At 44.1% G+C, this 13,344-nt stretch carries 13 protein-coding genes and 1 other annotated feature; of the genes, 12 read left to right on the top strand and 1 reads right to left on the bottom strand.

Annotated features, from left to right (window positions below; all coding sequences use genetic code 11):
• Positions 1-12 precede the first annotated feature (12 nt).
• Positions 13-1,038, top strand: a complete 1,026-nt coding sequence (gene cotN, locus JMN17_RS01090) for a spore coat protein CotN (RefSeq protein ID WP_202327032.1) — start codon at positions 13-15, stop codon at positions 1,036-1,038.
• An 18-nt stretch (positions 1,039-1,056) separates the two neighbouring features.
• Here cotN and JMN17_RS01095 read toward each other — a convergent pair whose 3' ends face one another.
• Positions 1,057-1,248 carry a hypothetical protein gene (locus JMN17_RS01095; RefSeq protein ID WP_202327033.1) on the bottom strand — a complete coding sequence of 64 codons (192 nt, stop codon included), beginning with the start codon at positions 1,246-1,248 and terminating at the stop codon, positions 1,057-1,059.
• A gap of 165 nt (positions 1,249-1,413) precedes the next feature.
• Positions 1,414-1,637: a binding site (T-box leader), on the top strand.
• A gap of 59 nt (positions 1,638-1,696) precedes the next feature.
• Here JMN17_RS01095 and valS point away from each other — a divergent pair.
• From valS to minD, 11 genes are all read left to right on the top strand, one after another.
• Entirely contained in the window at positions 1,697-4,339 is a 2,643-nt protein-coding gene (valS, locus tag JMN17_RS01100; protein ID WP_202327042.1) for a valine--tRNA ligase, read from the top strand.
• Positions 4,340-4,398: 59 nt separating this feature from the next.
• Entirely contained in the window at positions 4,399-5,691 is a 1,293-nt protein-coding gene (locus JMN17_RS01105) for a bifunctional folylpolyglutamate synthase/dihydrofolate synthase (RefSeq protein WP_202327044.1), read from the top strand.
• A gap of 135 nt (positions 5,692-5,826) precedes the next feature.
• Positions 5,827-6,573, top strand: coding sequence for a prepilin peptidase (locus tag JMN17_RS01110; protein WP_202327046.1), 747 nt, complete (start codon positions 5,827-5,829; stop codon positions 6,571-6,573).
• A 133-nt stretch (positions 6,574-6,706) separates the two neighbouring features.
• The gene (locus JMN17_RS01115; RefSeq protein ID WP_202327048.1) at positions 6,707-7,705 is read left to right on the top strand and encodes an SPOR domain-containing protein; all 999 of its coding nucleotides are present in this window, start codon (positions 6,707-6,709) and stop codon (positions 7,703-7,705) included.
• Positions 7,706-7,856: 151 nt separating this feature from the next.
• On the top strand, positions 7,857-8,426 hold the full coding sequence (locus JMN17_RS01120; RefSeq protein ID WP_087992318.1) for a Maf family nucleotide pyrophosphatase: 570 nt from the start codon (positions 7,857-7,859) through the stop codon (positions 8,424-8,426).
• Positions 8,427-8,462: 36 nt separating this feature from the next.
• A complete protein-coding gene (radC, locus tag JMN17_RS01125; RefSeq protein WP_087992317.1) occupies positions 8,463-9,158 on the top strand; it encodes a RadC family protein in 696 nt (231 codons plus the stop codon).
• A 91-nt stretch (positions 9,159-9,249) separates the two neighbouring features.
• Complete coding sequence (mreB, locus tag JMN17_RS01130; protein ID WP_087992316.1) at positions 9,250-10,263, top strand: cell shape-determining protein MreB; 1,014 nt, start codon at positions 9,250-9,252, stop codon at positions 10,261-10,263.
• Between the two features lie 30 nt (positions 10,264-10,293).
• On the top strand, positions 10,294-11,166 hold the full coding sequence (gene mreC, locus JMN17_RS01135; RefSeq protein WP_087992315.1) for a rod shape-determining protein MreC: 873 nt from the start codon (positions 10,294-10,296) through the stop codon (positions 11,164-11,166).
• Positions 11,163-11,681, top strand: coding sequence for a rod shape-determining protein MreD (gene mreD / locus JMN17_RS01140; RefSeq protein ID WP_087992314.1), 519 nt, complete (start codon positions 11,163-11,165; stop codon positions 11,679-11,681). Before mreC ends, mreD begins: the two co-directional genes overlap by 4 nt.
• Positions 11,682-11,732: 51 nt before the next feature.
• Positions 11,733-12,413 carry a septum site-determining protein MinC gene (minC, locus tag JMN17_RS01145; protein ID WP_087992313.1) on the top strand — a complete coding sequence of 227 codons (681 nt, stop codon included), beginning with the start codon at positions 11,733-11,735 and terminating at the stop codon, positions 12,411-12,413.
• A 1-nt stretch (position 12,414) separates the two neighbouring features.
• Entirely contained in the window at positions 12,415-13,221 is an 807-nt protein-coding gene (gene minD / locus JMN17_RS01150) for a septum site-determining protein MinD (RefSeq protein ID WP_087992312.1), read from the top strand.
• Positions 13,222-13,344: the final 123 nt, after the last annotated feature.

The following is a 13,344-nucleotide window of genomic DNA, read 5'->3' on the forward strand; positions in this document are numbered from 1 at the left end:
GTGGTGAATGGAATGGAAGATACCCAATCGGTTCTTCAGGAGTACGGACTGACTGCTCAATTTATTGAGCCTGTCAGTCCTCTTGTGTGGAAAGTGTATACAGACTACGGCGTATTTGCCCTGAAAAAATTGAAATCGGTTTGCGGCAAACAGTTTACAGATCACATGGTGGCGATAGAGGAAAAAGGTTTTCGTTCATTTGTACCCGTTTACAGAACAAATAGCGGAGAGTTTTTCTCAGCCGGCTTACAATCAGGAGATTCCTATTATTTAATGCCTTGGCTTCAATTTGACCAGGAGGAAGAACGGGATCAGAAACATGATTATTTATTTAGAGAAACAGCCCGTCTTCACGAGAGAACCGCGCAGGAAATGAAGGTCAGACGTGATGATATTGAACGTTATTACGGACAAACGAAAAAAAAGTGGGAACATGATAAAATTTTCTATGAACAGTTTGTAGACAGAGCTGAGAAGGAATGGTACCTTTCCCCTTTTGAACTGCAGGCCGCAACCTATTTTTCAGAAACCATTTCCGCGGTGAACTTTGCACTGGAGCGGATAGAGGACTGGTATGAGTCGGCTAAAGAAAAGGGTGTCTCAAGGGTTGTCATGAACCACGGCAGTCTGTCTATTCACCATTTTCTATATAATGATGCCGGGACAGGGTATTTGACAAACTTTGAAAGAGCGTCTGTCGGCCCGCCGCAAAACGATTTGCTCGGTTTTTATACAAAAATGTTCAGGGGCTTTCCAAAAGCTTGTCCGGAATGCGTCGAATGGTTTTATGCATATACGAAATCATTCCCTTTGCGTGAAGCGGAAGTCAGCCTTTTTCTTAGCTATATGGCATACCCGGCAGCCATGTACAAGGTGCTCAACCGTTATCAAACAGGGAAAAGGCAACTTGAAAAAGATGAATGTACACAATTATTAAAGGCTTACTGGCAAATGAAAAATATAGAGCCTTTTGTGATGAAGATTCATCAGATTGAACAAGAGAAAAAATTCCAGGCTGAAAACGAGTCCACGTCTTAATGGCGCGGACTTGTTTGTTTATATCCATTCTAAATGAAGGGCGCAAGCTAAAAAGATTAGGATTGCGAGCAGCAAAACATCAAAGGTTGTCGGAAAGAAAATGGTTCTGATTCCTTGAAAAATTGTAATGGGTATAATCACTTGCGTGGATACAAGCCGAATTTGTTTGACCCACGGCGGCAGCGAATAAGAGCTGAAACGTTTCTTCACGGTGCATCCTCCTCTACGCATTTACAAGCATCATATGTAAACTTGGGCAATAGGTGCCTGCCTATCTGTATATAAAGCGGCGTTTTTGGAAAAGATGATTGACGAATCAAAAACACTTTTACTATAATAAAGAACATAAATAATGTATATAATGAGCTGATAAATACACCTGCTTAGAACGGGAAGAGTACAAAAAAGGCGCATGCAGAGAGAGAAGCCGTTTGCTGAAAGGCTTCTTATGTTGTCTGATTGGAAGGTCGCCCGGGAGCATAATTTCTTGAAAGAAGAGTAGAGAAATTCGGGAAACACCCGTTATCCGTTGTAAGTGCATGAACTGATTAGAGTTCATGAAAAAAGGTGGTACCGCGAAAGAGCTTTTCGTCCTTTTATAGGGATGAAGAGCTCTTTTTTCGTTCTCAGTCATTTTTAAACATGCTGGAGGGTTATCATGGAAACGAATGAACAAACAATGCCGACGAAATACGATCCGGCAGCGATTGAAAAAGACCGATATGATTTTTGGCTGAAAGGCAAATTTTTTGAAGCGGGCAGTGACCAGACAAAAGAGCCGTATTCTGTTGTCATTCCGCCGCCGAACGTAACAGGAAGACTTCACCTTGGCCACGCGTGGGACACAACGCTGCAAGACATTGTAACAAGAATGAAACGCATGCAGGGCTATGATGTGCTGTGGCTTCCGGGTATGGACCATGCCGGCATCGCGACACAGGCTAAAGTGGAAGCGAAACTTCGTGAAGAAGGCACATCCCGCTACGATTTGGGCCGCGAGAAATTCCTCGAAGAAACGTGGAAGTGGAAGGAAGAGTATGCTGACTTTATTCGCAGCCAGTGGGCGAAATTAGGCCTTGGCCTTGATTATTCCCGTGAACGTTTCACGCTGGATGAAGGCCTAAGCAAAGCGGTTCGTGAAGTTTTCGTTAAGCTTTATAAAAAAGGCTTGATCTACAGAGGCGAATATATTATTAACTGGGACCCTGCGACAAAAACAGCCCTATCCGACATTGAGGTCATTTACAAGGATGTTCAGGGCGCGTTCTACCATATGAGCTATCCGCTCGCTGACGGTTCAGGCTCAATTGAAATTGCGACGACACGTCCTGAAACGATGCTCGGTGATACAGCCGTTGCCGTTCACCCTGAAGATGAGCGCTATAAGCACCTGATCGGAAAAACGGTGATCCTGCCAATTGCAAATCGTGAAATCCCGATTGTCGGTGATGACTACGTTGATATGGAGTTTGGTTCAGGTGCTGTGAAAATTACGCCTGCTCATGATCCGAACGATTTCGAGCTTGGCAACCGCCACAATTTAGAACGCATTCTTGTCATGAATGAAGACGGAACGATGAATGAAAATGCTTTGCAATATCAAGGTATGGATCGTTTTGAATGCCGCAAAAAGCTCGTAAAAGATTTACAGGAGGCAGGAGTTCTCTTCAAAATCGAGGATCATATGCACTCTGTCGGCCATAGTGAACGAAGCGGGGTTGTTGTTGAGCCATATCTTTCTACACAATGGTTTGTGCGCATGCAGCCGCTTGCTGATGAAGCGATTGAGCTGCAAAAGAAAGACGAGAAAGTCAACTTTGTGCCTGACCGTTTCGAAAAAACGTATTTACACTGGATGGAAAATATCCGCGACTGGTGTATTTCCCGTCAGCTGTGGTGGGGCCACCGCATTCCGGCTTGGTATCATAAAGAAACGGGCGAGTTATATGTCGGGCTTGAAGCGCCTGAGGACAGCGAAAATTGGGAACAGGATACAGACGTACTGGATACATGGTTCAGTTCTGCGCTCTGGCCTTTCTCCACGATGGGCTGGCCTGATGTAACAGCTGAAGACTTTAAACGCTACTACCCGACAGACGTTCTCGTGACAGGGTACGATATCATTTTCTTCTGGGTGTCACGCATGATTTTCCAAGGCATTGAATTTACAGGCGAGCGCCCGTTCAAAGATGTTTTAATCCACGGCTTAATCCGTGACGAGCAAGGCCGGAAAATGAGTAAATCTCTTGGCAACGGTGTCGATCCGATGGATGTCATTGACAAGTACGGAGCCGATTCTCTGCGTTATTTCCTTGCGACTGGAAGCTCTCCTGGCCAGGATCTGCGCTTCAGCTATGAAAAAGTGGAATCGACTTGGAATTTTGCCAATAAAATTTGGAATGCCTCCCGTTTTGCATTAATGAACATGGATGGCATGACATACGATGAGCTTGATATGTCAGGCGAAAAATCAGTTGCTGACAAGTGGATTTTAACGCGATTAAATGAAACGATCGAGCACGTGACGCAGCTTGCTGATCGATATGAATTCGGTGAAGTCGGCCGCCATTTATACAACTTTATTTGGGACGATTTCTGTGATTGGTATATTGAAATGGCGAAGCTTCCTCTTTACGGAGAAGACGAAGCGGCTAAGAAAACAACCCGTTCCATCCTTGCTTACGTACTGGATCAAACGATGCGCCTGCTCCATCCGTTTATGCCGTTCTTAACGGAGGAAATTTGGCAGCACCTTCCTCACCAAGGCGAATCCATTACAGTAAGCCAATGGCCTGTTGCAGTACCGGAGCATACCGATACTGAAGCGGCAGCTGACATGAAGCTTCTTGTTGAGCTGATTCGTTCTGTGCGCAATATCCGCAGTGAAGTCAATACGCCAATGAGCAAGCAGGTTGAACTGTATATTAAAACAAGCACAGACGAAATAGCAGCCCGTCTTGAAGCGAACCGTTCATACGTTGAACGCTTTACGAATCCGAGCGTACTTAAAATCGGCACGGATATCGAGGCCGTTGATAAGGCGATGACGGCTGTTGTTTCAGGAGCAGAGGTTATTCTTCCGCTTGAAGGCTTAATTAATATTGATGAAGAAATTGCTCGTCTGCAAAAAGAATTCGATAAGCTGACAAAAGAAGTCGAGCGCGTCCAAAAGAAACTTGGAAATGAAGGATTTATGAAAAAAGCGCCTGCGCACGTAATTGATGAAGAGCGTGAAAAAGAAAAAGATTATGTGGCAAAGCGTGACGCTGTTCAAAAACGAATGGCTGAGCTGAAGGGCTAATGAAAAGCCGGGGCGGTTTCTAGAGAAACCGCCTTGTCTTATAAAAGAGGGGATTATCATTGTTTAGTGCATATGAAGAAGCGCGCAGCTGGATTCACGGGCGGCTGAAATTCGGTGTGAAGCCCGGACTCGGCCGAATGGAGCAGCTGATGGCGCGGTTAGGGCATCCTGAAAAGAAAATCCGCGCGTTCCACATCGCAGGAACAAACGGTAAAGGATCAACTGTCGCTTTTATCCGTTCTATACTGCAAGAAGCCGGATATACGGTTGGAACGTTTACGTCACCTTATATCATTACGTTTAATGAACGGATCAGCGTTAACGGGACACCGATTTCAGATGAGGAATGGACAGCACTTGTCAATCAGATGAAACCGCACGTTGAAGCGCTTGATCAAACGAAATACGGACAGCCGACCGAATTTGAAATTATGACGGCGTGTGCGTTTTTATATTTTGCTGAGTTTCATAAGGTCGACTTTGTTATTTTTGAAACAGGTCTAGGCGGTAGATTCGATTCTACGAATGTGGTTGAACCGCTTTTAACAGTGATTACAAGCATCGGGCACGATCATATGAACATTTTAGGAAACACCATTGAAGAAATTGCAGGAGAAAAGGCCGGAATTATTAAAGAAGGTATTCCAATCGTTACAGCTGTTACCCAGCCGGAAGCCTTACAGGTCATACGTCATGAAGCTGAACGACATGCTGCGCCGTTTCAGTCATTACATGATACATCTGTTATTTTCAATGAACTGGCTCTGCCTGCCGGAGAACAGTTTTCATTTAAAACGGGCGAGAAGTGCTATGACGATATTCGGACATCTCTGATCGGCACCCATCAAAGACAAAATGCGGCTTTGTCCATTTTGGCTGTTGAGTGCCTCAATAGGGAGAAGATTGTTCATATCAGTGATGAAGCGTTAAGAAGCGGGCTGGTAAAGGCTGCTTGGCCGGGACGATTAGAGCTTGTTCAAGAACATCCGCCGGTATATTTAGACGGTGCACATAACGAAGAAGGCGTTGAAAAGCTGGCGGAAACGATGAAACAGCGTTTCCCTGATTCCCGCATTTCTGTGGTGTTTAGCGCGTTAAAGGACAAACCGTATCACGATATGATTAAGAAATTGGAAACCATAGCGCATGCGATTCATTTTACTTCTTTTGATTTCCCGCGTGCTTCTTTTGCAAAAGATCTCTATGATGTAAGTGAAATCAGCAATAAAAGCTGGGATGAAGATCCGGACAATGTGATCGAATTCATAGAAAGCAAAAAGGGCTCAAATGAAATTGTGCTGATTACCGGATCGCTCTATTTTATTTCTGACATTCGCAAAAGGTTAAAATAATAGGTCTAGCCCCGGCAGTATCGAAAATGAGATTTTGCCGGGGCTTTTTACGCGTAAAATCGAAAATTCCCGATTAGAGTTTAGGCGCTCATTCTGCTACAATCCATGCCAGTATCTTGTAAAGGTGTGTTGTCTATGCTTCCCATTCTATTTATCCTCGGGCTGATCCTTGGCTCGTTTTATTATACGGCCGGGTGCCGTATCCCCTTGCGTATATCTATTGTCAAGCCTCGTTCAGCATGCTCGTTTTGCCGGCGGACATTAACTCCCGCAGAATTAATTCCCATCCTGTCATTCCTTTTCCAAAAAGGCAAATGTAAAAGCTGTGGGCATAGAATTTCTTTTAAGTATCCTGCGGCAGAGCTTGTGACAGCGTGTTTATTTGCCGCTGCAGGAATACGCTTTGGCCCGTCTCCGGAGCTGTTTCCCGCTGTTGTGTTTACCTCTCTTCTTATCATTGTTGCAGTGACAGATATTCATTTTATGCTGATTCCAAATCGAATATTGATTTTCTTTCTCCCCTTTTTAGCGGCAGCCAGATTGATTTCTCCGCTTGATTCCTGGTATGCCGGCCTGTTAGGTGCGGCAGCCGGATTTCTTTTCCTGGTCTTAATTGCCTTACTCACCCATGGGGGAATAGGGGGAGGAGATATTAAATTATTTGCGGTGATTGGCTTCGTGCTTGGTGTGAAAGTGCTGGCAGCTGCCTTTTTCTTTTCTATTTTGATAGGTGCAGTGTATGGAGCGGCAGCCGTCCTGACTGGAAGACTCGCCAAAGGGCAGCCGCTTCCCTTTGCCCCCGCAATTGCGGCAGGGAGCATTTTAGCCTATTTATACGGCGACTCTATTATTTCTTTTTATATGAAGGTGGCATTGGGCTGACCGCTGAAAAATTTGACGAACGTTTTTTGGACAAGACGACAAAAGTCTTGTTCTTTTTTTTTTCGCCTGTGCTAAAGTGTGTAGCATGAAAAGCCGACATGAACGGTCAAGCAAACAAAGGGAGGAAGCGGAATTGAAAAAAAGGAAGAATAAAAAAAACAATAAAGCCGCAGAAAAAGCCCTCAAGGTGACGATTAATGGAAAAGAAGAGACGGTTTACGAACAAGAAACGCCTGAAACTGAGATGGAAAAAAACATGACATTTTCAAATTGGGAGGAAAAGAGAAAAGCAGAACAAGAGGTCGCGGCATCCCATGAACATCCTGATGAAGATGAATTTAACTGGAATTCCGAAGAGGACAAGGTGTTTAAAGAGGATCCAAAAGTCGTTCCGCCCTATCAAAAGAAGAAAACAAAGCTGTATGCAAAAGGAAAAGCGGGGACGGCCAAACCCGTAAAAAGAGTGGCGGCGACGATTGCCTTTGCAGCTGTCATAGGCACCGGATTAGGCTTATTCGCGTTGAACATCTCGGGCAATAAAGAAGCGTCAGCCCCGGCCTCTTTAGATGATTCACTAGGCAGCCAAACGGCAAAAGCCGGAGATGCTTCTGCTGATAAACAAAGCTCAGGCGCAGAAAAACCGGCGGCACCAGCTGAAGGTACATATGAAACATACGCTGTACAAGCCGGAAAATTCTCAAATGAAAAGGGTGCCGAAACGTTAACAGAACAACTGACCGAAAAAGGTTATTCCGCAGTGTCACTGTCAAAGGATGACGGGTATACGTATGTCATCGCAGGTTTAGCCAGTGATAAGGACGTGTCACAGCAATTGGGGCAGCTTTTAATCGACAGTGATTTTGAAGCCTGGGGAGGCAAGGAGCTTTCCTTATCAATAGAGTCAGATATGACAGATTCTTTCAAGGAAACAGCTGAGCTTGCAGCAAAGGCGATTCTCGGCGAAGACATTACAAAAGCGAGTGTAGAAAAAATAGAAAAGTCGCTTGGTAAAACAGAAGCATCAGGAGAAGGAGAGAAAAAAGCGATTTTGCAGGCATTAAAGGAATTAGAGGACCCAAGTGCTGAAGCCGGGTGGAAGGCTCAGCAGCAGCTGTTAGCCGTCATTAAATAAGAGAAAGTACCTGAGCCTTCGTCCTTTAGCGACAGGCTTTTTTTATTTTGTCATGAAAAAGTTATTTTTCTGAAATTGTGACAAGCCTCATGATTTGATAGGATAAACGAGTATCTTTTTTTCTTAAGCAAACCCTGAAAGGATGACGAACATGACAAAGCCGCTAATACTTGCTTCACAATCTCCACGCAGGAAAGAACTCCTCGATCTTCTCCAGCTGCCCTACTCCATTATTGTCAGTGAAGTAGAGGAAAAATTAAATCGAAACTTTTCACCAGAAGAAAACGTCCAATGGTTGGCAAAACAAAAAGCTAAGGCTGTATCTGATCTCCACCCGCATGCAATCGTTATCGGCGCTGATACAATGGTATGCCTAGACGGCGAATGTCTCGGCAAACCGCAAGATCAAGAAGAAGCTGCTTCTATGCTGCGGAGGCTTTCAGGCCGAAGTCATTCAGTAATCACCGCGGTCAGTATACAAGCTGAAAATCACAGCGAGACGTTTTATGATAAGACAGAAGTTGTGTTTTGGCCCCTCAGTGAAGAAGAGGTTTGGACTTATATTGAAACAAAAGAGCCGATGGATAAAGCAGGTGCATACGGCATCCAAGGAAGAGGCGCGCTTTTTGTAAAGAAAATAGACGGAGATTATTATTCAGTCATGGGACTGCCTATATCAAAAACGATGAGAGCTCTTCGCCATTTTGATATAAAGGCATGACGGTTCTATAAACGGGAAGGGAAAGAAAAGGAGTGCTTGATCATACACGATCTGCCATTAAAACTTAGAGATTTCCCAACGAAAGATAAGCCAAGAGAACGGCTTCTGAAAGTCGGAGCCGAGAACTTAGCCAATCATGAACTTTTGGCTATATTATTACGGACAGGCACGAAACACGAATCTGTTATGGACCTGTCAAACCGGCTCCTGCTCACTTTTGACGGACTGCGTCTGCTGAAAGAAGCATCAGTTGAAGAGCTGTCGAGCATCCCGGGAATCGGTATGGTAAAAGCGGTTCAAATACTGGCGGCAGTTGAGCTTGGAAGCCGTATTCATAAATTAGCCAACGAAGAACATTTCGTCATTCGCTCCCCGGAAGACGGCGCAAATCTTGTCATGGAGGATATGCGCTTTTTAACCCAGGAGCATTTTGTCTGTTTATACTTAAATACAAAAAACCAAGTCATCCATAAACGCACCGTATTTATCGGAAGCCTGAATTCATCTATTGTCCACCCGCGGGAGGTGTTTAAAGAAGCGTTTAAACGATCTGCCGCTTCCTTTATCTGTGTTCATAATCATCCTTCTGGAGATCCGACGCCGAGCAGGGAAGATATTGAAGTGACAAGACGCCTGTTTGAATGCGGAAACCTGATTGGCATCGAGCTGCTTGACCATTTGGTGATCGGGGATAAAAAATTTGTGAGTTTAAAGGAAAAAGGATATTTGTAACACTTTTTTTTTCGTCGAATTAAGCTATAATAGAGTTTATGAGTTTTTCCCTTTAGGGTATTTTTGCTTTAAGAAAGGAAGATACATACATATGTTTGGAATTGGTGCAAGAGACCTTGGTATAGATCTTGGAACTGCGAATACGCTTGTTTTTGTAAAAGGAAAAGGAATTGTCGTGAGAGAGCCGTCAGTAGTCGCTTTGCAAACGGATACGAAGTCGATTGTTGCTGTCGGAAATGATGCAAAAAATATGATCGGACGGACACCGGGCAACGTGGTGGCCCTTCGCCCGATGAAAGACGGCGTTATCGCTGATTATGAAACAACGGCTACAATGATGAAATATTACATCAATCAAGCCATTAAAAATAAAGGCATGTTTGCCAGAAAACCATATGTCATGGTTTGTGTCCCATCAGGCATTACAGCTGTTGAAGAACGCGCTGTCATCGATGCGACAAGACAGGCCGGAGCGCGTGACGCGTATCCGATTGAAGAGCCGTTTGCCGCAGCAATCGGAGCCAATCTGCCGGTTTGGGAACCGACTGGAAGCATGGTAGTTGATATCGGAGGCGGTACGACAGAGGTTGCGATTATTTCCCTTGGCGGCATTGTAACGTCACAGTCAATCCGCGTAGCCGGTGATGAGATGGATGATGCGATTATCAACTACATCAGAAAAACGTACAACCTGATGATTGGTGACCGTACGGCTGAAGCGATTAAAATGGAGATCGGATCTGCAGAAGCTCCTGAAGAATCCGATAAAATGGAAATCCGCGGACGCGATTTATTGACAGGTCTGCCGAAAACAATCGAAATTACAGGAAAAGAAATTTCTGGTGCTCTGCGCGACACTGTATCTACAATTGTGGAAGCGGTGAAGAGCACACTTGAAAAAACACCGCCTGAGCTTGCAGCTGATATTATGGACAGAGGCATTGTGTTAACCGGCGGCGGAGCGCTTCTTCGCAACTTGGACAAAGTCATCAGCGAAGAAACAAAAATGCCGGTCCTTATCGCCGAAGACCCGCTTGATTGTGTAGCGATCGGAACAGGAAAAGCACTGGAGCACATCCATCTTTTCAAAGGGAAAACTAGATAATCGGGAGTTCAATAGAAGAGGTGTAACACGATGCCGAATAAACGGTTAATGCTATTACTTCTGTGTATTATCATATTGGTGGCTATGATTGGATTTTCGCTGAAGGGCGGCCGCAATACCACCTGGCCTGAGAAAGTGATCGGCGATACGACGGGAGTATTTCAAAATATTTTTCATACGCCTGCCGAATTTTTTGCAGGGATATTTGAGAACATTAATGATTTAAAAAACACATACAAAGAAAACGAGCGTCTGAGAGAGAAGCTTGACGGACAGACACAATATGAAGCCAAACTTCAAGAACTTGAAGAAGAAAACAAATCCTTGCGTGACGAGCTTGGCCATGTCAATTCGATTAAAGATTACAAGCCGATTTTAGCGACGGTCATTGCCAGAAGCCCAGACAATTGGGCGAAACAGGTCACCATTAATAAGGGGACTCAGCAAAACGTAGCGAAAGATATGGCTGTTACAAACGAAAAAGGCGCATTAATCGGCAAGATCAAAAGCTCCGGACTTAACAATTTTACGTCTGCTGTTCAGCTTTTAAGCGATACTGACCGCAATAACAGAGTCGCGACGAAAATTTCCGGAAAAAAAGGCGGCAAAGGCTACGGATTGATCGAAGGCTATGACAGAGACAAGAAACGGCTTAAGATGTCAATTATTGAGCGCAAGGATAAACAAGACGTGAAAAAAGGCGATCTTATTGAAACATCTGGAACAGGCGGAGTTTTCCCAGAGGGGCTGACAATCGGTGAAGTGACGGATATTGAGTCGGATTCCTATGGATTAACGAAAGTTGCTTATGTAAAACCTGCGGCTGATCTTACCGATTTAAATAATGTGATCGTTGTTAACCGTGATGTGCCGACAGTCGATACAGAGGAGGAAGGATCGTGAAACGTTTCCTTCTCCCTTTCGTTATGATGCTTGTTTTTTCTGCGGAAAGCATTTTTACAGATCTGGTGCATTTTCCGTTCGTTACAGATGATCAGGTGCTTGTCCCGCGTTTTCTGATGCTAGTATTGATATTCATGTCGGCTTTCATCAATCAAAAACACGCGATGATTTACGGATTTATTTTTGGCCTTCTATATGACATGAACTATACAAGTCTATTAGGCGTTTATATGTTTGGGTTTGCCGGGTTATGCTATTTGGCTTCAAAAGCGTTTAAAGTACTGCATACAAACGCATTTGTGGTAATATTAATAGCTGTTCTCGCTGTCTGCGTGCTCGAGTTTTTCGTGTTCGGCATCCAGTCTTTGATTCATAAAGACATCATGACGTTTAACGGATTTGTGCTTGACCGGTTTATACCGACAGTTTTATTAAATATTGCAGCCGCTCTTATTCTGGTTCTGCCATTTAGATTATTTTTTATGAGTCTAAAGAAAGAATTGAGAGATGAGTAAAAAGGATTTTATCTTTTTTTGACGAAATAAGTATGTTGTTGAGGTGATATTGTGAAGACCAAAAAGCAGCAATATGTAACAATAAAAGGAACAAAGAACGGGTTAACATTGCATCTGGATGATGCGTGTTCTTTTGATGAGCTTCTCGATGGTCTTCAGAATATGCTGTCAATTGAACAATATACGGATGGTAAAGGCCAGAAAATCAGCGTCCATGTTAAGCTGGGAAATCGCTTTTTATATAAAGAGCAAGAGGAACAGCTGACCGAGTTGATCGCGTCAAAGAAGGATTTGTTTGTTCATTCTATTGACAGTGAAGTCATTACTAAAAAAGAAGCACAGCGTATGAAAGAGGAAGCTGAAATTATTTCTGTTTCAAAAATTGTCCGATCAGGCCAAGTGCTGCAGGTGAAAGGCGACTTGCTCCTGATCGGTGATGTGAATCCCGGCGGAACAGTCAGGGCCGGAGGGAACATTTTTGTTCTGGGCTCACTGAAAGGTGTCGCGCACGCGGGATTTAACGGAAATAATCAAGCGGTCATCGCTGCCTCTGAAATGCTGCCGACACAATTAAGAATCAATCATGTGTTAAATCGCTCCCCAGACCACATTCAAAAAGGGAACGAAATGGAATGTGCTTACTTAGATACAGACGGAAATATGGTCATTGAACGCCTTCAACATTTGGCTCATTTAAGACCTGATCTAACAAGGCTTGAGGGAGGAATGTGAATTGGGTGAGGCTATCGTAATAACTTCGGGAAAAGGCGGAGTAGGTAAAACGACAACATCTGCGAATCTCGGTACCGCCTTAGCCATTTTAGGGAAGCGTGTATGCTTAGTAGATACTGATATAGGGCTGCGCAACCTAGATGTTGTAATGGGGCTTGAAAATAGAATTATTTACGATCTTGTAGACGTTGTAGAGGAAAGATGCAAAATGCATCAGGCGCTCGTAAAAGACAAACGTTTCGATGATCTGCTCTATTTAATGCCTGCTGCTCAAACGAGCGATAAGACGGCTGTTGCTCCTGAACAAATTAAAAATATGGTCCAACAGCTCAAACAGGAATTTGATTATGTCATCATAGACTGTCCTGCCGGAATTGAACAAGGATACAAAAATGCCGTTTCCGGAGCTGATAAAGCAATTGTGGTCACAACGCCTGAAATCTCAGCTGTTCGTGATGCTGACCGTATTATAGGGCTGCTGGAGCAAGAGGAAAACATTGAACCGCCGCGGCTCGTTGTAAACAGAATCAGAAATCACCTGATGAAAAACGGTGATACGATGGACATCGACGAAATTGCACAGCATTTGTCGATCGATTTGCTCGGAATCGTGGCTGATGATGATGAAGTCATTAAAGCTTCCAACCATGGCGAACCGATTGCAATGGACCCGAAAAACCGCGCTTCCATTGCATATCGCAATATTGCCCGCCGCATTTTAGGCGAATCTGTTCCTTTGCAGGTGCTTGAAGAGCAAAACAAAGGAATGATGGCTAAGATTAAGTCGTTTTTCGGAGTAAGATCTTAATGTGATAGAATCAAAGACAAGAATCTGACAAAGCAAATGCTGTGTCAGATTTTTTTGTTTTTGTCTGCTTTGTGCTTGAGTAAGAGTAAAATGAATATTTGCCCTGGACAAGACATATGATGT

The organism is Bacillus sp. RHFS10 (assembly GCF_016757475.1).
GTDB classification, from domain to species: Bacteria; Bacillota; Bacilli; order Bacillales; family Bacillaceae; genus Bacillus; species Bacillus subtilis_G.